This is a genomic window from Altererythrobacter chaiwopuensis (assembly GCF_054957735.1).
In genome coordinates this window covers 137,181-159,940 of record NZ_JBTXJF010000003.1, presented here as the reverse complement: position 1 = coordinate 159,940, position 22,760 = coordinate 137,181, and the positions used below count along the sequence as shown (strand labels likewise).

21 protein-coding genes are annotated in these 22,760 nt (G+C 61.9%); 11 read left to right on the top strand and 10 right to left on the bottom strand.

Annotation, left to right across the window (positions count from 1 at the left end):
* Nucleotides 1–27: 27 nt before the first annotated feature.
* Nucleotides 28–2,244, bottom strand: a complete 2,217-nt coding sequence (locus ACX3VQ_RS12245; protein WP_462581338.1) for a putative bifunctional diguanylate cyclase/phosphodiesterase — start codon at nucleotides 2,242–2,244, stop codon at nucleotides 28–30.
* A gap of 235 nt (nucleotides 2,245–2,479) precedes the next feature.
* On the opposite strand from ACX3VQ_RS12245, the gene ACX3VQ_RS12240 reads away from it, so the two are divergent.
* From ACX3VQ_RS12240 to ACX3VQ_RS12230, 3 genes are read left to right on the top strand one after another with little or no spacing between them, the layout of a single operon-like run.
* Nucleotides 2,480–4,174 (top strand): PHA/PHB synthase family protein, encoded by a 1,695-nt coding sequence (locus ACX3VQ_RS12240; protein ID WP_462581337.1) that lies wholly within the window; start codon nucleotides 2,480–2,482, stop codon nucleotides 4,172–4,174.
* Between the two features lie 40 nt (nucleotides 4,175–4,214).
* Nucleotides 4,215–5,111: an alpha/beta fold hydrolase gene (locus ACX3VQ_RS12235; protein WP_462581336.1), complete on the top strand. Its 897-nt coding sequence runs from the start codon at nucleotides 4,215–4,217 to the stop codon at nucleotides 5,109–5,111.
* 36 nt (nucleotides 5,112–5,147) lie between these two features.
* A complete protein-coding gene (locus ACX3VQ_RS12230) occupies nucleotides 5,148–6,467 on the top strand; it encodes an FAD-dependent oxidoreductase (RefSeq protein ID WP_462581335.1) in 1,320 nt (439 codons plus the stop codon).
* A gap of 10 nt (nucleotides 6,468–6,477) precedes the next feature.
* Here ACX3VQ_RS12230 and ACX3VQ_RS12225 read toward each other — a convergent pair whose 3' ends face one another.
* On the bottom strand, nucleotides 6,478–7,374 hold the full coding sequence (locus tag ACX3VQ_RS12225) for an alpha/beta fold hydrolase (protein WP_462581334.1): 897 nt from the start codon (nucleotides 7,372–7,374) through the stop codon (nucleotides 6,478–6,480).
* 67 nt (nucleotides 7,375–7,441) lie between these two features.
* Between ACX3VQ_RS12225 and ACX3VQ_RS12220 the strand changes: the two genes are divergently transcribed.
* Both ACX3VQ_RS12220 and ACX3VQ_RS12215 read left to right on the top strand, forming a co-directional pair.
* Entirely contained in the window at nucleotides 7,442–9,196 is a 1,755-nt protein-coding gene (locus ACX3VQ_RS12220; RefSeq protein WP_462581333.1) for an N-acyl-D-amino-acid deacylase family protein, read from the top strand.
* Nucleotides 9,196–10,206, top strand: coding sequence for a zinc-dependent alcohol dehydrogenase family protein (locus tag ACX3VQ_RS12215; RefSeq protein WP_462581332.1), 1,011 nt, complete (start codon nucleotides 9,196–9,198; stop codon nucleotides 10,204–10,206). The genes ACX3VQ_RS12220 and ACX3VQ_RS12215 overlap by 1 nt, the downstream gene beginning before the upstream one ends.
* Before the next feature lie 9 nt (nucleotides 10,207–10,215).
* Here ACX3VQ_RS12215 and ACX3VQ_RS12210 read toward each other — a convergent pair whose 3' ends face one another.
* From ACX3VQ_RS12210 to ACX3VQ_RS12185, 6 genes are all read right to left on the bottom strand, one after another.
* Entirely contained in the window at nucleotides 10,216–11,301 is a 1,086-nt protein-coding gene (locus ACX3VQ_RS12210; RefSeq protein ID WP_462581331.1) for a DUF2855 family protein, read from the bottom strand.
* A 30-nt stretch (nucleotides 11,302–11,331) separates the two neighbouring features.
* Nucleotides 11,332–11,961, bottom strand: coding sequence for a glutathione S-transferase family protein (locus ACX3VQ_RS12205; RefSeq protein ID WP_462581330.1), 630 nt, complete (start codon nucleotides 11,959–11,961; stop codon nucleotides 11,332–11,334).
* 6 nt (nucleotides 11,962–11,967) lie between these two features.
* Entirely contained in the window at nucleotides 11,968–13,095 is a 1,128-nt protein-coding gene (gene dnaN, locus ACX3VQ_RS12200) for a DNA polymerase III subunit beta (protein ID WP_462572398.1), read from the bottom strand.
* Between the two features lie 167 nt (nucleotides 13,096–13,262).
* Nucleotides 13,263–14,024: a 3-oxoacyl-ACP reductase FabG gene (gene fabG / locus ACX3VQ_RS12195; protein ID WP_462572399.1), complete on the bottom strand. Its 762-nt coding sequence runs from the start codon at nucleotides 14,022–14,024 to the stop codon at nucleotides 13,263–13,265.
* Nucleotides 14,024–14,962: an ACP S-malonyltransferase gene (fabD, locus tag ACX3VQ_RS12190; RefSeq protein WP_462581329.1), complete on the bottom strand. Its 939-nt coding sequence runs from the start codon at nucleotides 14,960–14,962 to the stop codon at nucleotides 14,024–14,026. The genes fabG and fabD overlap by 1 nt, the downstream gene beginning before the upstream one ends.
* A gap of 131 nt (nucleotides 14,963–15,093) precedes the next feature.
* Nucleotides 15,094–15,924 carry an LD-carboxypeptidase gene (locus ACX3VQ_RS12185; protein ID WP_462572401.1) on the bottom strand — a complete coding sequence of 277 codons (831 nt, stop codon included), beginning with the start codon at nucleotides 15,922–15,924 and terminating at the stop codon, nucleotides 15,094–15,096.
* A 53-nt stretch (nucleotides 15,925–15,977) separates the two neighbouring features.
* Here ACX3VQ_RS12185 and ACX3VQ_RS12180 point away from each other — a divergent pair, with 53 nt between their 5' ends.
* Nucleotides 15,978–17,405 (top strand): glutamate ligase domain-containing protein, encoded by a 1,428-nt coding sequence (locus ACX3VQ_RS12180; protein WP_462581328.1) that lies wholly within the window; start codon nucleotides 15,978–15,980, stop codon nucleotides 17,403–17,405.
* On the opposite strand, the gene ACX3VQ_RS12175 is transcribed toward ACX3VQ_RS12180, so the two are convergent.
* Complete coding sequence (locus ACX3VQ_RS12175; RefSeq protein ID WP_462581327.1) at nucleotides 17,402–18,037, bottom strand: glutathione S-transferase family protein; 636 nt, start codon at nucleotides 18,035–18,037, stop codon at nucleotides 17,402–17,404. The genes ACX3VQ_RS12180 and ACX3VQ_RS12175 overlap by 4 nt on opposite strands.
* Before the next feature lie 9 nt (nucleotides 18,038–18,046).
* Nucleotides 18,047–19,000, bottom strand: coding sequence for a DUF808 domain-containing protein (locus tag ACX3VQ_RS12170; protein ID WP_462581326.1), 954 nt, complete (start codon nucleotides 18,998–19,000; stop codon nucleotides 18,047–18,049).
* A gap of 203 nt (nucleotides 19,001–19,203) precedes the next feature.
* Here ACX3VQ_RS12170 and rpsF point away from each other — a divergent pair, with 203 nt between their 5' ends.
* From rpsF to ACX3VQ_RS12145, 5 genes are all read left to right on the top strand, one after another.
* The gene (rpsF, locus tag ACX3VQ_RS12165; RefSeq protein WP_462572405.1) at nucleotides 19,204–19,569 is read left to right on the top strand and encodes a 30S ribosomal protein S6; all 366 of its coding nucleotides are present in this window, start codon (nucleotides 19,204–19,206) and stop codon (nucleotides 19,567–19,569) included.
* The gene (rpsR, locus tag ACX3VQ_RS12160) at nucleotides 19,569–19,793 is read left to right on the top strand and encodes a small ribosomal subunit protein bS18 (RefSeq protein ID WP_462572406.1); all 225 of its coding nucleotides are present in this window, start codon (nucleotides 19,569–19,571) and stop codon (nucleotides 19,791–19,793) included. The genes rpsF and rpsR overlap by 1 nt, the downstream gene beginning before the upstream one ends.
* A gap of 13 nt (nucleotides 19,794–19,806) precedes the next feature.
* Nucleotides 19,807–20,421, top strand: a complete 615-nt coding sequence (gene rplI / locus ACX3VQ_RS12155) for a 50S ribosomal protein L9 (protein WP_462572407.1) — start codon at nucleotides 19,807–19,809, stop codon at nucleotides 20,419–20,421.
* Nucleotides 20,422–20,548: 127 nt separating this feature from the next.
* Complete coding sequence (locus ACX3VQ_RS12150; protein ID WP_462581325.1) at nucleotides 20,549–21,988, top strand: AMP nucleosidase; 1,440 nt, start codon at nucleotides 20,549–20,551, stop codon at nucleotides 21,986–21,988.
* Entirely contained in the window at nucleotides 21,985–22,755 is a 771-nt protein-coding gene (locus ACX3VQ_RS12145) for an SDR family NAD(P)-dependent oxidoreductase (RefSeq protein ID WP_462581324.1), read from the top strand. The genes ACX3VQ_RS12150 and ACX3VQ_RS12145 overlap by 4 nt, the downstream gene beginning before the upstream one ends.
* Nucleotides 22,756–22,760 lie beyond the last annotated feature (5 nt).

The window sequence follows — 22,760 nt, the reverse complement described above, 5'->3', positions numbered from 1 at the left end:
GCTGAACCGATAGGTCGCTTGCAGCCTTCAGGCAGCCACATCGCGATAAGTGATATCGGCCTCGATAAACGCCTTCGGGCCAGCGCCGCCTTTAGACAGTCCGGTCATGGCGGAATAGGCATCGTGCGGCAGCGCTGCGAGCGGGCGACCCGCAGCTTCAATCTGGTACGGCGAGACACGGTGCCTTGTGCACAGCCCGTCTGCCCCGTCGCGGATCAGCGGGGTTTCGAACTCCAGCCCCTGGCTGTACCCTTCAGAGCGAGTCACGGTAGCGACAGCGAGCTGCCCGCCGCCAAGGTCAAGCACCACTTGCGTGCCTGTGGGAACATCGAGCAACCCGTCGATCAGCGCACCGGTCTTGGAAAGATTGCGCAACACCACATGGTAACGATAGTCATCGTGGATAAGACCGATGCGGCGGAATTCGGTGCGGCGCTCGGAACGGTATTTCTCCGGGCCGCGCGGTTCGTAAACCAGCTCACCGGTTTGGAGCCGTTCGATCAGCTCTTCCTGGCCTAAAGAAAGTGAGAAGATACGGCCCTGGAGGTGCGTGGCCCGGCGCTGCTTTACCAGTTGCAACTCATCCTTGGTCTCGATCCCTTCGGCAACGGTTTCCATGTCGAGTGCTTCAGCCAGGCTGACAATCGCCGCGATGATGGCGGAATTGTTGTTACCCTTTTCGGGCGAACCGCGCACAAAGCTCTGATCAATCTTGATCTTGTCGAAAGGCGCCTTGCGCAGATAGCTGAGCGAGCTGTAACCGGTTCCGAAATCGTCCAGCGCCAGGCGCACACCTACTGCCTTCAAGCGCTTGAAAATACGCTGGACTTCTTCGGGATCGCCCATGAACACACTCTCGGTGATTTCCAGTTCGACCCGTTCTGGCGCAATCCCTGTTTGCTTGATTACGCGCTTGACTGTCTCGGGAAAATCGGCCCGGGCAAACTGGATCGCGGAGACATTGATCGCCACCCGCAGTTCAACCGGCCATTCAACCGCCTGGCGGCAGGATTCCCGCAGCACCCACTCGCCCAGTTCCTTGATCAACCCACTATCTTCGGCAACCGGGATGAACGCCGCGGGAGAGATCCGCCCGCGTTCAGGATGCGGCCATCGCACCAGGGCCTCAAGGCACGCCACCTTGTGCGTCCTGGCATCAACAATCGGCTGGTATTCCATCCGTAATTCGCTGCGCATGATCGCATCGCGCAAATCTTCCTCGATTTGCCGACGCAGCCTGGCACCGTCCTTGAGCTCACTGGAAAAGAAGCGATATTGCGCCCTGCCCCCACCCTTGGCGGCATAAAGCGCGAGGTCCGCTGCCTTGACCAGTTCTTCGGTATCGATCCCGTCATAAGGCGCCACCGCGATCCCCACCGAGGTGCCGATAATCGCACGCGAGCCGTTGAGCGAATAGGGCTGCGACACCATCTGGATGATGCGCTGCGCGAGTTCGCCCAGCTCGCCCCGGTCGTCCAAATCGGGCAGGATGATCTGGAATTCGTCACCGCCCAGCCGGCCGATTTCGACATCATCGTCGAACAACCGGCCAAGCCGTGCCGCAACCTGTTTCAGCAAATCGTCGCCCGCCGGATGGCCCAAGGTGTCATTAACCTGCTTGAAGCGATCAAGATCGAGCATGATCAGTGCACAGGAACGCTTGGAATTGCGATAGGCGGTCAGTATCTTGTCGAGCCGCTTATGCATGCGGTGGCGGTTGGCCAGGCCGGTCAGCGGATCATATTGCGCAAGCCGCGCTGCATCACGCTGGTTTTCGCGCACGGCAGAAATGTCCTTGGCGCTGCCGCGGTAACCAGTGAATTCGCCATTCTTGTCAAAATGTGGCTTGCCGGCGATTTCCCACCACGGCTTTCGCTCACTGGCGATCACCTTGACCGGAAGCTGGGAGATCGAATTGCGCGCGCCCAGCAAGAATGCGAATGGGCGTTCCGTACTTTCGGCTTCGCGATCCTGTTCCGACACGAACAGGTCGCTCAGTAGCGTCCCGATAAGCTCACCTGGCTCGCGGCCCAGCCGCGCCATGGCATTCGCCGAAAGATAAATCAGCCGCCCCTGCGCATCGCTGGCCCAGAACCAGCCGAGCCCCGCCTGTTCGAAACTGTCGAGCAGCTCGATCCTGCGCTTGACATCATCTTCGGCAATCGGGGCAAGATTGCCTTGCTTTGCGCGCAAATTAGGTCCGCTTTTGCGCGCGGCGTCAATCCGTGTAAGCAATCCCTTCATCGAGGTGGCCCCATAAATTCAACGTGTGCGATCCAAAGTCGCACGAAGTTGAAATACGGGAAAATACTTACCGAACAAATAACCACCACTTGCCAGCAATAGCGCTTGCTTCGCTGCCGTTGCCCTGGCCGGGCAACCAGTCCATCTGGCCGTTCGCTCAGACTGCTTGCCAAGCGGGTCCAACAGCGGCATCCTTGTATCAAATCAGTCATCTGCCGGACCAAGAGGGGCATCCATGGCCAAAGGCACCAAGCTAGAAAACGAAGCGGCGCAGCACACTTCCGCACTCGGGCCGCTGATCGGCGTTGCGCGCGAGGATTTTGTGGGCGCGGTTGCCCTGCTGCTGCGCGAAAGCGCATCTGATCCCAGGCGGCTAATGAAGCACGCCCAGTCGATGGGCGAGGACATGGTCAAGATCATGACCGGCAAATCTGAATTGAAGCCCGATCCGAAGGATAAGCGCTTCATGGATCCGGCGTGGCAATACAATCCCTTCTTCCGCGCCGGCGCGCAATATTACCTCGCCGTCCAGAAGGGCATGCACAACTGGCTGCAGGAACTGGAGCTTGACGATCTTGAGCGCGACCGCGCCAATTTCATCTCCAACATCATCATCGACAGCCTGGCCCCCACCAACACGCTGGCAGGAAATCCAACCGCGCAGAAGCGCGTGATCGACAGTGGCGGCTTGTCGCTGATCAAGGGACTGCAGAACGCCTACAAGGACATCACCGAGAACAAGGGAATGGTCAGCCAGGTCGACAAGCGGCCGTTCAAGCTGGGCGAGAATATCGCGACGTCAAAAGGCTCCATCGTGCTGCGCACCGAGATGATGGAACTGATCCATTACGCGCCGACAACCGACCAGGTCTACGAAGTACCGCAGCTCACCATCCCGCCGCAGATCAACAAGATGTACATCAACGATCTCAGCCCCGAGAAATCGGTGGTGAAATACCAGCTCGACAACGGCATCCAGGCCTTCGTCATCTCGTGGCGCAACCCGTCGAAGGAACAGGGCGTGTGGGGGATGGACGAATACATCGCCTCCTGCCTCGAAGCGATGGAAGCGGTCAGCAATATTACCGGCTCGAAGAAGGTCAATGTCTCGGCCGGGTGCTCGGGCGGGCAGACCGCCAGCGTGATGGCCTCGCGCCTAGCTGCCGAGAAGAGTGACCTGCTAGGCACGCTCACGCTGATGGTGTGCGTGCTCCACCCCAAGCAGCTCGATATCGAAGCCGGCTCGCTCATCTCCGAGAACGGGATGAAGCTGGCCCGCAAGCGCGCCGAAAAGGCCGGGATCATCAAGGCGGACGATCTCGCGCGCGGCTTTGCCTGGCTCAGGCCCAATGATCTGATCTGGAATTACGTGATAAACAATTACCTGCTCGGCGCCGATCCACCCGCGTTCGACGTGCTGTTCTGGAACGCAGACGCCACCAATCTTTCCGCCAGCCTGATGGGGGATTTCCTGACGCTGTTCGAAACGCTTGCCTTCACCAAGCAGGGCGAGGTTGAAATGGCAGGGCACAAGATCGACCTGAGCAAGGTGACTTCCGACCTGTTCATCCTGGGCGGCGTGACCGACCATATCACTCCATGGAAGGCAACCTATCGCTCGACCCAGCTGTTCGGGTCGAAGGACATCACTTATGTCCTGTCGCAATCGGGCCATATGCAGGCGATCCTCAACCCGCCGGGAAACCCGAAGGCGAAATATTATCTCCAGAAGAAGAAGGGCAAACTGCCTGCAACGGCGGAGAAATGGCTCGAAGGCACCGAGGAAGTAGCCGGCAGCTGGTGGCCATTCTGGATGGAATGGGTGCAGAAACGCTCCGGCAAGAAGAAGGCGGCACCAACGGAACTGGGGAATGATGACTACCGGCCACTGGACCCGGCCCCCGGTCTCTACGTAGTGGAAGAAAGATAGTGAGACCCCGTACAAGGGGCCGCAGGACAGGACAACGCGGTTGACCGATAAACGCGAGGAGGTGCTTGACGAAGCCCTCGATGAAGCCCTCGACGAAGCTATGCGCGATGCGCGCATCAGCATGGAAACCGTCGGCGGGCGCAAGCTGCGGGTGGCCACGTGGCGGCTTGACCAGCCCAGCGACCATCTGCCGATCCTGTTTTTCAACGGCATCGGTGCGAATATCGAAGCGGTGGCCCCGCTGGCCGAGGCATTGACCGATCGCGGGTTCATCATGTTCGACATGCCCGGCATCGGCGGGTCACCCCAACCGGTGGTGCCCTACAATGCCTGGACCATGGCGTGGACGACCACGCAATTGCTCGACAAATTGGGTGTCGGCCAGGTCGATGTGATGGGTGTCAGCTGGGGCGGCGCGATGGCGCAGCATTTCGCGATCCAGCATCCCGGTCGCACCCACCGGCTGATCCTGGCAGCCACCAGCGCGGGCATGCTGATGATCCCGGGCAATGTCTCTTCGCTCAGCAAGATGGCCGATCCGCGGCGCTATATCGATGCCGCCTTCATGGAAGAGCACTTCCAGACGCTGTATGGCGGCGCGCTGGGCAAGGCGCTCAACAAGATGGAGCATATCCACCGGCTCAAGCCGCCCTCGCCGCGTGGCTATTTCTACCAATTGCTCGCCATGCTTGGCTGGACCAGTGCGCCCGCTCTGCCCTTCATGCGCAAGAAAACGCTGATCATGATGGGCGATGAAGATCACATTGTGCCGCTGACCAATGGCTGGCTGCTGGAAAAGCTGATTCCCAATGGCGAATTGCTGGTGCTGCGAGGCGGCGGCCACTTGTTCCTGCTCAGCCACAGCGATGAGTGTATTGCGGCGATCCATCGCTTCCTGGATGAACCGGATGCGGAACCGGAGGCGGAAGCGGCCTGAGCCAAGGCTGGCCGCGCAAGGCGGGAGAGAGATTCCATGCGGCATATCGCAGTGATCGGATCCGGACCGGCGGGTTATTATACCGCCGAGGCAGCGCAAAAGCGCTGGGGAGACGATGCGCGGATCGATGTGTTCGACATGCTGCCCGTGCCATATGGCCTGATCCGCACCGGGGTCGCGCCCGATCACCAGTCAATCAAGGGCGTCTCGCGCCGCTATGAAAAGGTCGCGCTGAGCGAGAATGTCAGCTTTGTCGGCAATGTGAAGGTCGGCCAGCACGTAACTATTCCAGAACTGCAGCAATTCTACGACGCGATCGTGATTGCTACCGGCGCACCGCATGACCGCAAACTGGGCATCGCGGGCGAGGAACTGGGCAATATCTTCGGCAGCGCCGCATTTGTCGGCTGGTACAACGGCCATCCCGATTTCGCCGCGCTCGATCCCGATCTTTCGGGCAAGCACGCCGTAGTGATCGGCATGGGCAATGTCGCGCTTGATGTTGCGCGCATCCTGGCCAAGACCGAGGAAGAATTCGGCGGCGCAGACATAGTTGCCCATGCGCTCGACCGGCTGCGGAAAAGCAAGTTGCAGAAAATTACCATCCTGGGCCGGCGCGGGCCGCACCAGATCATGATGACGCCCAAGGAACTGGGCGAACTTGCCGCGCTCGATCGCGCCAGCCCGCGGGTCGACAGGGCCGATCTGCCCGATGAAGCCGAAGATGCGCTGCTTGAGCCGGGCCTGCGCAAATCGGTTACGCATTTGCGCAGCTTTGCCGCGATCCCCGAGGCGATCCATGCCGAAAAGCCGATCGAGATCGAGATCGATTTCTTCGCCAGCCCGGTCGCCTTCAAGGGCCATGACGGTCGCGTCACTCATATCAATGTGGAACGCACCACAGTCGAGGCCGGCCGGGCAAGCGGCACGGGCGAATTCTATGATGTGCCCGCCGATCTGGTGGTGAGCTGCATCGGTTATCACTCCGCGCACATCCCCGACGTGCCGTTTGACGAGCGCGCGGGCCGCTTTGCCAATGACGAGGGCCGCATACTTCCCGGCATATATTGCGTGGGCTGGGCGCGCCGGGGGCCATCGGGCACAATCGGCACCAATCGGCCCGATGGTTACGGCGTGGTCGACAAGATCGAGGAGGATACGGCCAGCGGTGCGCTGGGCCGCGCAGACAAGCGCGGGCGCGCGGGGTTTGACGAACTGGCGAGCGCGCGCGGGCTCGACATCGTGACCTTCCGCGACTGGAAGAAGATCGAGGAAGCCGAAGAGGCCGCCGCCCGCGCGGGCGCCCCGCGCGAGAAATTCGTCGACATTGCAGCGATGATCCGCGCCGCCAATTAGGGTCCTGACCCTAAGTGGCAGGCAACCACGCCTTAAGCGCTGCGTTCACTTCGTCGGGGATATCCTGCTGCACCCAGTGCGAGGCATCAGGAAAGCGGCGCAGGGTGAGCTCGGGCACATATTGCTCCATCCCATCGAGCACATGGATGTCGATCGCCACATCCTGCTCGCCCCAGATCACCAGCGTGGGCACATGCACCATGCCGTCACCGATTTGCAGGGCATCTCGCGTCTGGAACAGAGCGCGGTAATAATTGAGCATGGCGGTCAGAGCGCCAGGCCGGGCCGCCGCGGCGCGATAGGGTTCTGCCTCTTCGCGGGTGAAGCGATCCTTGTTGACGGCGGAATCGCGAAAGATCCGGGCAATCGGGGCGGCATTGTCCCGGCCCAGCATGCGTTCGGGCAATTCGGGTATCTGGAAGAAGAACATGTACCAGCTTTTGCGCAACTGGCGCCATTTCTTCAGCTCGCGCCGCGCGCACATCGGATGCGGCACGTTCATGATCACCAGCCGCGAGAGCGGGCGCAGTTGCCTGATCGCGAAGTACCAGGCGATGATCGCTCCCCAGTCATGCGCCAGCAGCGTCACGTCTTTGGCCCCGCTGGCATCGATCAGCGCAGCAACATCGGCGGCCAGCGTCTCGAGCCGATAATCCTGCATGCGGGGCGGCCGCGTAGTGCCACCATAGCCGCGCATGTTGGGAGCCCATACGCGGTAGCCCAGCTGCGCCAGCAGCGGCATCTGGTGGCGCCAGCTGTAATGCAGTTCCGGGAAGCCGTGCAGGCACAACGCCAGCCTGTCGCCCTGCCCGGCCTCCGCGACTTCGAATTTCAGCCCGTTGGCTTCGATCCAGTTGATCGAAATCCCGCTCCCGGGCGCAGGGGCCCAGCTCGCCTGTCTATCCATTCTGTGAACTTAGCATCGCACAATCGATTGTGCTATGTCGGTTGCAAATAGAAATGGGAGAGCTCCAATGGCGATGTTTGATCTTGTTATCCGCGGCGGTACTATCGTCGATGGCACCGGAGCGGAGCGCTTCACCGGCGATGTCGCGATCAAGGGTGGATTGATCGCGCAAGTCGGTCAGGTGACCGGGGATGCCGAGGAAGAAATCGATGCCAGCGGCCTGATCGTGACCCCCGGTTTTGTCGACATCCACACCCATTATGACGGCCAGGCGACCTGGGACCAGGAGATGGCCCCTTCAAGCTGGCACGGCGTTACTACCGTGGTTATGGGCAATTGCGGGGTCGGCTTCGCCCCTGCCAAGCCTGACAAGCATGATTGGCTGATCCAGTTGATGGAGGGGGTAGAGGATATTCCCGGCACTGCCCTTGCCGAAGGGATCACATGGGAATGGGAAACCTTCCCCGAATATCTCGACGCGTTGGAAAAGCTCCCGCGCGCGGTCGATGTGGGCACCCATGTGCCGCATGGCGCGGTGCGCGCCTATGTACTGGGTGCGCGCGAACAGCCTGGTGCCGTGCCCACCGAACAGGACATCGCACAGATGGCGAAGATCGTGGAGGACGGGGTGCGCGCCGGTGCACTTGGCTTTTCCACCAGCCGCACCGTGCTGCACAAGGACGTTAACGGCGTGCTGGTGCCCGGTACCACAGCCACTGCCGAAGAACTGGTGGAGCTGGGGCGCGCTATGGGCCGTGCGGGCCATGGCGTGTTCGAAATGGCGAGCGATTTGCGCCGCGAATGGAACGAGTTCGAGTGGATGGGCGATTTGAGCCGCGAAACCGGCCTGCCCGTCACCTTCGCCGCACTGCAATCGATCGCCAAGGAACAGCCGCTGGATGAACAGATCGCCAATATGCGCGCGCAAAATGACAATGGCGCCAATATCGTTGCCCAGATCGCCTTGCGCGGCAACGGCATCATAATGGCGTGGCAGGGCACTGTGCACCCCTTTGTGCTCCGCCCGAGCTGGCAGGCGATCAAGGAACTGCCTTGGGCGGAACAGAAGGCGAAGCTGCTCGATCCCGCCTTCAAGGCCAGGCTGCTGGCCGAACCCAACGATTATTCGGAGGTAGCAGAGGACACCAGGGAAGTGGTCTTCGCACTGACCAATGGCTGGGGCCTGATGTTCGAGATGGACGAGGATTTCGATTACGAACCGCCGCAGGATGCCACAGTGCAGGCGCGCGGCACCGCCGCCGGGATCGATCCGCAGGAATATGCCTATGACATGCTATGCCGGGATGGCGGCAAGGGCTTCATCTACTTCCCGATCCTCAACTATGCCGATGGCGATCTCGAGTTTCTCCTGCCGTTGCAGCATAGCGATGATACGGTGAATTCGCTTTCCGATGGCGGGGCGCATTGCGGCACCATCTGCGATGCGGCCAGCCCCACCTTCATGCTCGAGCACTGGGTGCGCGATCGCAAGCGAGGCGCGCGCATCAGCCTGGAAAACGCGATCAAGCGGCAGTGCCGGGACACCGCGCGGCTTTACGGACTGGAGGATCGGGGCATCCTGGCCCCCGGCTATCTGGCAGATCTGAACATCATCGACATGGAGCGGCTCAAGCTGGGCAAGCCGTGGCTGGCGTTTGACTTGCCCGCAGGCGGCAAGCGGCTGTTGCAAAAGGCCGAAGGCTATGTCGCCACGATCAAGAACGGCACCGTTACTTTCCGTGACGGCAAATGGACCGGCGCAGCGCCCGGCGGGCTGATCCGCGGGCCGCAGAGGACGGAACTGGCCGAGGCGGCGGAATAATGAAAGCCATCCGCACGGGCAGCGCACCCTCCACCCTGGAAGCGCTCGAACTGGTCGAGATCGAAGATGCCCTCGCCCCCGGCCCCGGCGAAATCACCGTTCGCATCCGGGCCAGCTCGCTCAACTATCACGACTATGCCGTGGTGATGGGCATGATCCCTGCCGCGCAGGGCCGTATCCCGATGTCGGACGGCGCGGGTGAAGTGACCGCAGTGGGCGAAGGTGTGAGCGAATTTGCCGTGGGCGACGCGGTGGTCAGCACCTTCTTTCCCAACTGGATAGACGGCGCGCCGCCGCAGACCGCCTTTACCCGCGTGCCGGGCGACGGGATCGATGGCTATGCGCGCCAGGCGATCACTGCCCCCACCCACTGGTTCACCCGCGTGCCGCAAGGCTACAACCATGCCGAGGCCGCTACGCTCACCTGCGCCGGGCTGACGGCATGGCGAGCGCTGTTCGTCGACAATACGATCAAGCCGGGCGATACCGTGCTGGTGCAGGGCAGCGGCGGTGTGTCGATCTTCGCGCTGCAATTCGCCAAGGCGGCCGGGGCGAATGTGATCGCGACCAGCTCATCGGGCGAGAAGCTCGAACGGTTGCAGGCGCTTGGGGCGGATCACCGGATCAATTACAAGGAAGTCCAGGCCTGGGGCGCCAAGGCGCTAGAGATCACTGGCGGGCGCGGCGTGGATTGCGTGGTAGAGATCGGCGGTGCGGGCACGCTCGACCAGTCGATGGTGGCAACGCGCGTCGGTGGCCATGTCGCGCTGATCGGCGTGCTGACAGGCTTTGCAGGGCCGGTGCAGACCGCGCTGCTGATGGCGAAGAACCTGCGCGTGCAGGGGCTCACCGTGGGCAGCCGGGCGCAGCAGCTTGCCATGATCGCGGGGATCGAGGCCAACGGCATCAAGCCGGTGATCTCGGACCATTTCCCGCTCGAAGATCTGGCCGATGCTTTCCGCCATCAGGCGGCGAATAAGCACTTCGGCAAGATCGCCGTCGATATCTGAGCGCCTGGGTCAGGGCTCGATCACGATTCCTTTGGCCGGATCAACCGTGCCGCCGACCATTGCGAGATAGGTCTGGCGCGCAGCCTCCAGTCCCTGATGGCGCTCGATCTCGACCGAGCCTTCCACGGCTTGCAGGAAGCTGTGCCAGGCCGCTGCCATGCTCTTGCCCGCTTCCTGGGGCCCCAGTTCCTTGAACAGCGCCACTGCATGATCGGGCGCGAAAAACAGCGTGGGTGTTGGCCCGGGCAGCCCCGAAGCCGAGCCCACCGGCCCGCGGCGCTCGTCAATATGCGTCACGCCGACAAGGCAGGAATATTTGAGGCTTTCGCCGAAATGCTGGTGGATTTGCGCCAGCAACACGCCATTTCCGGCAAAGTCGACCGAAACGCTTGGCAACTGCTCAAGCGAACCGACATCGCCATAGGCGACCACCTCGTCATAGAGCCCGGTGCCCTTGACGAATTCGACATTGCCCGCCGAGGTCAAGCCGACACGCCTGATGCCCGGCGAGTTCTGTTTCGCCACGCTGGCGAGGCCTAGCGCGGTCTTTGACGAAGCGCTGGTGAGGATCACCGCCTCGGCCCCGAACCAGTCATTGGCGCGCATGAAATATTCGATCAGGAAGCCGGTCTTGAACAGTGGGCCGAAGATCATCCGCTCGGCTTCGTGCGCAGGATCGTGCTCGGGGTCTGCCGCGAGCCGCGCATACTGGTTGTAGATCGGGCTCATCGGCTGGCGATAATGGGTCATGTCGGTGAAGCCGCTGGCCGAGACCTTGCCCGGGATCACATCGAGATGCGTCGCCATCGGCAGATAACCGTAGACCCGTTCGCCCACCGCGATATCGGGGCACTTGCTTTCGATCACCTTCGCATGGCCCCACATCGGCACAATGCCCCAGCCTTCGGGGGCTGGAAAGAAATTCCAGTAGCCGACCTGCTCGCCCACCACTGCATAGGTGACGTTGTTGGAAGTGACCGAGAAGCTCTCGATCTCCAACCGCACCGCGCCATCGGCCAGCTCACCCTGCCCGATTTCGGCCAGGCTGGCATTGCTCAGATCGTCGCGGCGGACATGGACTTGTTGTGCGGTCATCGGCTGGTCTCCTGTTTGGGCCTGCCTAGCCTAGTCCGGTTCGCTTTCCCAGCGGGTTGCGCGGATGCTGCCCCGCTGCTCTGTCACTGCCATCCAGGCCGACAGATAGGGGCATTGGGCAATCCCTGCCCTGCCCTGAGGGGTCAGCTGCACGCCGCGCAGCATCGGATAGAGGAACACGTCCGCCAGATCGAATGCGCCTGCGCTCCAGGCGCCGTCATGGGCGATCTCCGCGTCGCAGAATGCCAGCGCGCGCGAGATATTGGGCAAACTGCGCGCGATCTTCTGTTCGTCAAGCGGCAGCCCGGCATAGCGATGCATGATCCACGGCATCAGCAGGCCATGTTCGAACAAGGGGAAGAGGTAATTGTTGGCGATCGCAATCCAGCGGTCCATCACCGCGCGCGCGGCGGGATCGCGCGGCTGCAGCGCGCCGCCATTATGCGCATTGTCGATATATTGCGCGATGCTCACGCTCTCATAGAGCTCGAGCCCGTCCACCTCGACCACCGGCACCTTGCCGAAAGGGTGCCGGTTCGCTGGCGAATTGGCGGCTGTGGCGATGGTCTCGTGGCTCAGGCCCGCCTCTTCGGCGGTGATCTCGATAATCCGCGTATAGGTCGAAATGACCGTGCCGAAGATGCGGACTTCGGCCGCCACCCCGGACTAAACCCGCATTGGCATCAATACATAGAGCGCCGGGCTCTTCTCGTCCTTGCGGATCAGCGTCGGCGCACCAGCATCGGCCAGGTGAAGCTCCACCGTGTCGCTGTCGATCTGGCTCAATATATCCTTGAGGTAATTGGCGTTGAACCCGATCTCGAGGTCGCCCGAATTGTAATCCGCCGCCAGCTCTTCTGCGGCGGTGCCATTGTCGGGCGAAGTGACCGAAAGTGTGACCTTGTCGTTCTCAAGGCTCATCTTGACTGCGCGGGTCTTTTCCGTGGCGATGGTGGCCACGCGGTCAACACCCTCGTAGAAACTCTTGGGATCGAGCTTGAGCAGCTTGTCATTCCCGGTCGGGATAACGCGGCTGTAATCGGGGAAAGTCCCGTCGATCAGCTTGCTGGTCAGCACCACGCCGCCCTCACCGCCCAGGGTGAAGCGGATCTTGCTGGCCGAAAGGTCGATCTGGACATTGCCGTCCATCGATTCTTCCAGCAGCTTGCGCAGCTCGGCCACGGCTTTGCGCGGCACGATCACGTCAGGCATGCCCTCTGCGCCATCGGGGCGAGGCAGGGTAAAGCGCGCGAGCCGGTGGCCGTCAGTGGCGGCAGCCTTCAGCACCGGCGTGTCGTCATCGGTCACATGCAGGAAGATGCCATTGAGGTAATAGCGGGTTTCCTCGGTCGAGATCGCGAAACGGGTGCGGTCGATCAGCTCAGCAAGCTGCTTGGCGGGGATTTCGAAACTGGTTGGCAGTTCGCCCTCGACAATCACAGGGAAATCGTCACGCGGCAAAGTGGGCAGCTTGAAGCGGCTGCGCCCGGCCTTGACATCCATCCGGTTGTCCGAGGTTTCGAAGCTGACCTGGCTGCCTTCAGGCAGCTTGCGCGCAATGTCGAACAGCAGGTGCGCGGAAACGGTGATCGCGCCCGGCGCCTCGACCGAGGCTGCGGCCATGTTCTCGACCACTTGCAGGTCAAGGTCGGTCGCCATTACCTTCAGCGTGCCGCCATCGCTGGCATCGAGCAAAACGTTGGACAGGATCGGGATGGTGTTGCGCCGCTCCACCACCGACTGAACGTGTGACAGGCAGCGCAGCAGCGTCGCGCGTTCGATTGTGGCCTTCATAGGTCCTTCTCAACCCCTTGATGCGCGCCCTAGGCCGGAATCGCCCCACAGCGCCGGAAAATCTGCTTTGACCTTAGCGCAAGCGGCAAATGCGGCAAGTTCGCGGCTTTCGCTTGCCCGATTCCTTGGGGAAAAGACGCAAATTTCTTGCGAAAATTCCGCAAACCCTAGCTCAGCATCGCCATGCCGCCGTTCACATGCAGCGTTTGGCCCGTGATATAGCCTGCCTCGCGGCTCGCAAGGAAGGCCACTGCAGCGCCAATATCCTCGCCCTCGCCCATGCGGCCCATCGGGATACGGGCGTTAAGCGCCTCCTTCTGCGCATCGGGCAACTGAGCGGTCATGGCGGTGCGGATGAAGCCAGGCGCCACGCAATTGGCGGTGATCCCGCGGCTCGCCACTTCCTGCGCGAAGCTCTTGGTCATGCCCACGATGCCCGCCTTGGCCGCGGCATAGTTCATCTGGCCCGGATTGCCGGTCGCGCCCACCACGCTGGTGATCGAGATGATGCGGCCAAAGCGGTTCTTCATCATCGGGCGGGCAGCGGCGCGCATCAGCCGGAAGGTCGATTCAAGGTTGATGCGGATCACATCATCCCATTCCTCATCCTTCATCCGCAGCGCGAGGTTGTCACGCGTGATGCCGGCATTGTTGACCAGAATATCGATGCTGCCGAGCGTATCGACCGTGGCCGGAATCAACTCTTCGACCTGCACGGTGTCGGACAAATTGCAGGTGATTTCAACATGATCGCCATTGTCGTGCTCGTATTCATCGTTGAGCTGTTCGCGGAAGGCACGCAGCTTGCTTGCGTTCGAACCCGAAATTGCGAGGCGGGCGCCCTGGCGGGCCAGGGCACAGCAGATCGCCGAGCCGATGCCGCCACTGGCACCCGTAACCAACGCATTCTTTCCCTTGAGTGAAAACATCAGCCGAGCTCCTTCGCGAAATTCTCGATATCTTCCATCGTCACAAGGCTGGCGGTTGCCGCCTCCCTGTCGATCCGGCCAACCATCGGGCCGAGCACCTTGCCGCCCAGTTCGACGAACTGTTCGATGCCGCTCGCGCGCATCGCCAACACGCTTTCGCGCCAGCGCACGCGGCCCGTAACCTGCTCTACCAGCAGGCGCTGCTCCTCGGCCGGGTCGGTAATCTTCGCCGCCGTGACATTGGCATAGACGGGCAGGCTGAACGGCCCCGGCGGCGTCGCTTCGAGCGCTTCGGCCATCCGGTCCGCCGCAGGCTGCATCAGCGAGCAGTGGAACGGCGCCGAAACCGGAAGCAGGATACCACGCTTGATGCCGTGATCCTTGGTCAGTTCGATGGCGCGCTCGATGGCGCCCCTGTGACCGCTGATCACCACCTGAGTCGGATCGTTGTCATTGGCAACTTCGCACACTTCACCCTGCGCGGCAGCAGCGGCCAGCGCACTCGCCTTGTCAATATCGGCACCGAGCAGCGCCGCCATCGCGCCCTGGCCCACCGGTACCGCCGCCTGCATCGCCTGGCCGCGCAGCTTGAGCAGCCGCGCAGTGTCGGCCAGCGAAAATGCCCCGACCGCGCACAGTGCTGAATATTCGCCCAGAGAGTGGCCAGCGACGCAGGCGCCCTTTTCTGCCAGCGAAACGCCGAAGTCGCGCTCAAGCACCCGTAGCGTGGCGATGGCGTTGGCCATGATCGCAGGCTGGGCATTTTCGGTCAGCGTCAGCTGGTCTTCCGGCCCATCGCGCATGATCGCGGAAAGCTTCTGCGACAGCGCCTCGTCAACCTCTTCCAACACTTCGCGTGCGGCCGCGCTTGCCCCGGCCAGATCGGCTCCCATGCCGACCTTTTGGCTGCCTTGCCCTGGAAATATGAATGCCCGCATTGAATATCCTTGTTTTTATTGGCCTGGCCACCCGCTCCCTCCACCCTTCCACCCGGATGTTATCCCGGCAGACTCCGGGTGGAAGGGTGGAGGGAGCGGGTGGAAATGCTCTTCAAACTTACTCCGCGCGGTTAGCCAGCGGTAGGCGGACTCGCAAGGCCGAAGGGCACGATCCGGTTAAACGCTGTGTGTCCAATCTCTGCGCGCCCAAGATAGGGGATGCCCGCCCGCGCACACCAGAATTGCGCAATCTCCTCCGGCGACTGGCCGAATTCAACATGGTTTTCCGGCACGTCAGTCACTGCGCCAAGCCGCAGTCCGGCAATCCGCGGCAAGGCGTTGACAATGTGGAAAAAAAGCCGGTCAACCGAATAGAGGTGCTCGCTCACTTCCTCCACCATAACCACATGCCCGTCGAGCCTGGGCATCAGCGGGGTGCCGATGAGCATCGCCAGAGTGATGAGGTTGAAGGCAACCGCCGGGGTCTGCCCGTCAAGGCTTGGCTCAAGACCGCTGCCATCCCCCGAAAACCAGCGCAGCACCCGCCGCACTGCCTCTCTCCCGGTATCGCTACGCGCGCTGACCGGCATCGAACCATGCACCTGTTGTCCGATCCCGTGGCGATAGAATGCCGCCAGCAAATAGCCCATGTCGGAAAAACCGACATAAGTCTTGGACCGTGCAGCCGCGTTCATGCGCGCCACTGCCGCCTCGGCAATGCGGTTTGAGCCATAGCCGCCCTTGGCAAACCAAACGGCATCATAGGCCGGATCATTGGCGAGTTCGACCAGCGCCTCAAGCCGCTCGAGATCGCTGCCCGCAAAATGCCCCGCGCTTGTGAAGCACTGCTCGTGGAAGTGAATCGAATGCTGCGGGAACTCATCTGCCACCAGAAGCTCGGCAGCTTCGGCGTGTTCGCGCGTGATCGGCGTGGCAGGGGCGCAGACGGCAATTCTGGTCATGGCGCCACTCTGCCCGCTTGTCTTGCCCCGCACAACTCAATACCGGTCCGGGCATGGCCGAATTCCCCACCTATGACGAGCTGCTGGCGCGCCCCTTCTTCTTCTGCGGGATCGGCGGATCGGGCATGCTGCCGCTGGCGCAGATCCTGGCCGGGCGTGGTGCGAGCGTAAGCGGATCGGACCGCAGCCGCGACCAGGGCCGCACGCCGGAAAAATTCGCTGCGCTCGAACGCCAGGGCTTCGCCCTGTTCCCGCAAGACGGCAGTGGCATCACCTCGAAAGAGCAGATCCTCGTCGCTTCCGCCGCGATCGAAGATACGGTGCCCGAAATGGTGCGCGCAAAGGAACTTGGCTGCCTCAAGCTGACCCGCGCGGAGCTCAATTCGATCCTGTTCAATACCAGCGGCGCGGGGATCGCGATTGCCGGGACCAGCGGAAAATCGACCGTCACCGGTATGCTGGGGTGGATCATGCAGGTCGCCGGGCGCGACCCCACGATCATGAACGGCGCAGTGATGAAGAATTTCGTCACGCCCGATCGCCCCATCGCCAGCGCAGTTGTTGGCGGGCGCAGCATCTATGTCAGCGAAGTCGATGAAAGCGACGGTTCGATCGCGCTCTATCGCCCGGCGGTGGGTGTGCTGACCAATGTCAGCCTCGACCACAAGACTATGGACGAGCTGCGCATTCTGTTCACCGAATATCTCGCCCGCAGCCGGATCGCCGCAATCAATGCCGACGATGCCGAGGCGCTGGCACTGCTACCGCATGCGAAGGAGGTGGTCACCTTCGGGATCGAGCAGGAGAAGGCGCAGATCGGTGTGGTGCCCGGCAGCATTGCCGATGGGCCTGTGCGGCAGGCAGCGGTGGTGGTGGACCGGCACGATGGCAGCACCCATCCACTGGTGCTGCACATGCCGGGGCGGCACAATCTTTCCAACGCGCTAGCCGCGATTGCCGGGGCCGCCTGCGCCGGTGTGCCGGTGGGCATCGCAGTGGAGGCGCTGTCGAGCTTCGCCGGGCTGGCGCGCCGGTTCGACATTATCGGCACCAGTGCCAGCGGGATCACCGTGATCGACGATTTCGGGCACAATCCGGAGAAATGCGCCGCCACCCTGCGCACGCTCAAGGCGCATCCCGGGCGCGTGATCGCCTTCTTCCAGCCGCATGGCTATGGCCCGCTGCGCCAGATGGGCCGCGAACTGGCCGAAACCTTCGCGCGCGAGCTTGGGCCGGAAGACATCACCATCATGTGCGACCCGGTCTATTTCGGCGGCACGGTCGATCGCAGCGAGGGGACTGAACGGATCGTTGCCTTGATCGGGGAAGCGGGCGGAAAGGCCGAGCATATCCCTGCCCGCGAGGATTGCGGCGCGCGGATCGTGGAACTGGCGCAGCCGGGCGACCGGATCGTGGTGATGGGCGCGCGCGACGACACGCTTACCGAATTTGCGCGTTCGATCCTCTCCGCACTAGGCTAAATCGCAGCAGGACCTGCGCTCTCGCGGGCCACGGCACGCTGATATGCTTCGCGCGCGGTCAAGCTCTCGCGATAGGCCTTGAGGCTTTCAGGCACGCCTTCATCCAGCCCCACTCTTTGGGCCAGAATCAGCGCATAGCCGCAGCAGATATCGGCCACGGTAAAGCGATCGGCGCACAGATATTCGCGGCCCTTCAGCCGCTGTTCCAGCTTCACCAGCCGTTTCCAGAACCACTTGGCATAGGCTTCACCCGCCTCGGCCCAGCCCTTCTCCTTCTCGAAGACCGCGAACCGCATATAGACCGTCTGCGGGAAAGTGATCGTGGCGTCGGCGTGGTAGGTGAAATCGCAATAGGCGGCGTAGTCCGGCTCGCCCGGCGCCACGACCAGCGGCGATGGACCGTCCTTGCTGGCAAGGTAATGCGCAATGGCGCAGCTTTCGGTCATGCGCGCATCCCCGTCGACCAGCAGCGGCACAGTGCCCAGCGGGTTGAGTTCGAGATATTCGGGCGCAAGATAGCGCGGCGGGAATGGCAGCAGCCTGAGGTCAATATCGACTCCGGCTTCCTCGGCGGCCCAGTTGGCGCGAAGCCCACGCGATCCGGCGCAAGTGTAGAGAACTGGCTTTCTCATATTGCAGTCCTAATGCGCTTCACCGGCTCCTGCACCCACCATTTTGTGCAGGACCAGCGCGATGAATGCGCCCAGCACCAGCCCGAACAGCGCTGAAACACCCGCATAGCTGGCCCAGCCCAGCACGCCCGACAGCGCACCCGTGAACCCTTCCACCGCGTGCTGCACGCCGTGCGCCCAATCGGCGGGCGCGTTGAGGCCGATTTCTTCCAACCCATGCAGGACGATCCCGCCGCCGACCCACAGCATCGCGATCGTCCCGACCACCGAGAGCAGAGTCAACAATTTGGGCATGGCGTGGAGCAGAAACTTCCCGATCTTTTTCGCGAAGCCGTTCTCACGCTGAACCAGATGCAGGCCGACATCGTCCATCTTCACGATCAGCGCGACCGCGCCATAAACAAGCAGGGTGATGGCAATGCCAACCAGCGCCAGGGCCATGGCCCTGATCCAGAAACTGTCCGATATCGTCGCAATCTCGTTGAGTGAAATCGCCATGATCTCCGCCGACAGGATCAGATCGGTACGGATCGCCCCATTGATGCGATTCTTTTCGAACTCCGCCAAATCCTCGATCGGATCTTCCAGCGTCTCGCCGTGATGTCTGCCGCCAAGCTTCTCCATCACCTTTTCAGCGCCTTCATAACAAAGGTAGCCCCCGCCCAGCATCAGCAGGTAGATGATCGCCTGTGGCAGCAGCCAGCTCAGCAGCAGCGCGCCAGGCAGCAGGATCAGCAGCTTGTTCTTGAGGCTGCCCTTGGTGATGTTCCAGATAATCGGCAACTCGCGCGCAGGCGAAAGGCCTGTGACATAGCCCGGCGTCACCGCCGCATCGTCGATCACCACGCCTGCCGCCTTGGTGCCGGCCTTGCCTGCTGCCACGCTGACATCGTCAATCGATGCCGCCGCTGCCCGTGCGATGATCGATACGTCATCAAGCAGGGCCATCAAACCACCGGGCACCGCACACCTCCTGAAAGCTTCGCTGAAGCCGCACTGCCCGCAGCGCGCCGACTGCGCAAGGCTTGCATTCGCCGGCAAACCCGCTATGTGCGCGCATCCCTTGGGCCGGACTGCGGCTTGCGGGTGTTTGTGAAGAAAGCCGGAGGGGCGCCCGCGAACCGCGCGGAACGGCCAGCGATCGGCAGGAAGTGAAAGGAAGCGAGATGGCTCTCTATGAGCATATCTTTCTCGCGCGTCAGGACTTGAGCCAGGCTCAAGTCGATGCGCTGGCGGCTGCGGCGACCGAAATCGTCGAACAGAATGAAGGCAAGGTCACCAAAACCGAAACCTGGGGCCTCAAATCGCTCGCCTACAAGATCGAGCGCAATCGCAAGGCGCATTTCGTGATGCTCAACATTGACGCACCGGGTTCGGTCGTCGCCGAGCTTGAGCGTCAGACCCGTATCAACGAAGATGTGATCCGCTACATGACCGTCCGCGTGGACGAGCATGAAGAAGGCCCTTCGGTAATGATGCGCAAACAGGACCGCGAGCGCAAGCGCCGCACAGACCGTGAGGAGCGCGACTGATGGCCCGCCCGTTTTTCCGCCGCCGTAAATCCTGCCCCTTCGCTGCCAAGAACGCACCGAAGATCGATTTCAAGGACGTGCGCCTGCTGCAGGGCTTCATGTCCGAGCGTGGCAAGATCGTTCCGTCGCGCATCACCGCCGTTTCGGCCAAGAAGCAGCGCGAACTCGCCAAGGCGATCAAGCGCGCTCGCCACATCGGCCTGCTGCCCTACATCGTAAAGTAAGAGGAGAACGAACATGGATATCATCCTCCTCGAACGGATCGAGAAGCTGGGTTCTATCGGCGACGTTGTGACCGTGAAGGACGGTTTCGCCCGCAACTTCCTGCTCCCGCAGAAGAAGGCCCTGCGCGCCAACGAAGCCAACAAGAAGGTTTTCGAAGCGAACCGCGAGCGCCTGGAAAAGGAAAATGCCGAGAAGCGCGGCGAAGCCGAAAAGCTGGGTGCAAAGGTTGCCGGTGCCGAGATCGTGCTGATCCGCGCCTCTTCGAATGCCGGCCAGCTGTATGGTTCGGTAAACGTGCGCGACATCGTCGCCGGGCTCGAGGCACAGGGCCACAATGTTGACAAGAAGCAGGTCGTGATGGGCCACCCCATCAAGATGATCGGCATGCATGACGTCACCGTTGCGCTGCACCCGGAAGTGCATGTGACGGTGAAGGCCAATGTCGCCCGCTCGGACGACGAAGCCGAACTGCAGAGCAAGGGTATCGACGTTCTCGCGCAGATTTTCGAAGACGAACAGAAGGAAATCGAGGAACAGGCCGAAGCGAACCGCATCGCCCCGAACCTTGAGCCGGGCGAAATTCCGGCCGACATGCTCGAAGAAACGGTTGAGGAAGACGAAGCCTGATCCGGCGTTCTATCTTTCCGAACCAGCAAGGGGCGTGGCCGAGAGGCCGCGCCCTTTTTGTAACAGCCGCACTATCGCGCTGCAGGACTGTCATTGAAAATCAGAACAAGAGGAGTAATCCCGCCGTATGAACAATATCGAACATATCCTCCAGCAACTCAATGAACACTTTGACGCGGCGGTTGCCGCGCTGCGCGAGGATGTGATCGAATATGCGCGGTCAGGCGCTGTTCCGCCACAGCGCAAACGCGAAGACGGCAGCTATGCCTATCCCGAATTGCGGGTGCATTTTTCTGGCGATGGCGCGCCATCCGACCGCTCCCGTGCTTTTGGCCGGCTGGAGCAACAGGGCACCTATGCGACAACGATCACGCGCCCGACACTGTTTGCCGGATATCTTCAGGAACAGCTTTCGCTGATCGAGGCGGATTACGATGTGCGTTTTGAAGTCGCCCGTTCGCGCCAGGAAATCCCCTTTCCATATGTACTTGACGGCGAAGCAGGCGCGGCAATGGCCGGGATCGCACCGCAGGAACTGGCCAAGCACTTTCCCTCAACCGATCTGGCGCTGATCGGCGACGAACTGGCCGACGGGCACGAAGTGGCAGAGCCCGATTTTGCCATGCCGCTGTCGCTGTTTGACGGGCTGCGCACCGATTACTCGCTGGCCAGGCTCGCGCATTACACAGGAACCAGCACGGAAGATTTCCAGCACTTTATCCTGTTCACCAACTATCACCGCTATGTCGATGAATTCGTTGACTGGGCCGGCCAGCAAATCGGCAGCGAAGGCTACACCACACTGACTGGAGCCGGCGGACTCAATATTCATGAGCGTACGGACAGCGCGCGCGACCAATTGTCAGACACCGCTTGGCGCAAGCACCAGATGCCGGCCTATCACCTGATCCGTGAAGATAAACGCGGCATCACTTTGGTCAATATCGGGGTCGGTCCCTCCAACGCCAAGACGATCTGCGATCATCTCGCGGTGTTGCGCCCGCACAGCTGGCTGATGATCGGCCACTGCGGCGGCTTGCGCTCAAGCCAGAAGATCGGCGATTTCGTGCTCGCGCATGCCTATCTGCGTGACGACCATGTGCTCGACAGCGTGCTGCCGCCCGAAATCCCGATCCCGCCGATCGCCGAAGTGCAGCTTGCGCTCGCCGGCGCTGCTGAAGAAGTTTCGGGCGTTCAGGGCGCCAACCTCAAACAGCGCATGCGCACCGGAACCGTGGTCACCACCGATGACCGCAATTGGGAACTGCTCTATTCGCGCAGCGCCAAGCGCTTTTCGCAAAGCCGCGCGATCGCGATCGAGATGGAAAGCGCCACCATCGCCGCGCAGGGTTACCGTTTCCGCGTTCCTTATGGCACATTACTGTGCGTCAGCGACAAGCCGTTGCATGGCGAGATCAAGCTGCCGGGCCAGGCCAACAGCTTTTACGAAGAGGCCATCGCGGCGCATTTGCAAATGGGCATCAAGGCATGCGCGCGGCTGCGCAATGAAGGCGATCGGCTGCACAGCCGCAAGCTGCGCGCCTTCAATGAACCGCCGTTCAGGTGAGCGAGGGCCCAGGCCTTTCGCGCTCGATCGCGGGCCGGGTAGCCATCGTTACCGGCGCTGCGAGCGGCATGGGCCGCGCCACGGCAAAGCTTTTCGCCAACGAAGGCGCAAAGGTGGCGGTTACCGATCTTGACCTGGCAGCATGCGAAGCGGTGGCGCGCGAATGCGGGCTGAACGCGCGGCCCTATGCGCTTGACGTGTCCGATGGTGAAGCGATCAAGCGCGTGGTGGCGCAGGTGGCGGAAGATTTCGGCGCGATCGACATCCTCGTCAACAACGCTGGTATCTCAAGCTTTTGTGCGCTTGATGATGAGGCTTACGAGGATGTCTGGCACCGCGCGATTGCGGTTATGCTGACCGGGCAGCAGCGCATGGTGCGTGCCGCCCTGCCCTATCTGCGGCAGAGTGACGCCGCACGCATCGTCAACATCGCATCGACCGAGGGGCTGGGCGCAACGCCGGGCGACACGCCCTATGTCGCGGCAAAAACGGGGGTGATCGGCCTCACCCGCGGGCTTGCGGTCGACCTTGGCCCTGAAGGGATCACGGTCAATTGCATCTGCCCCGGCCCGATCCGCACCGCGATGACCGACAAGGTCCCCGATGAACACAAGGTAATCTTCGCCAAGCGCCGTACCGCGCTCAAACGCTACGGCGAACCTGAAGAGGTCGCGCATATCACGCTGTCGCTGGTACTACCCGCCGCAAGCTATATCACCGGCGCGGCGATCCCGGTCGATGGCGGGCTGATGGCCCGCAATGCGTGAGCGCA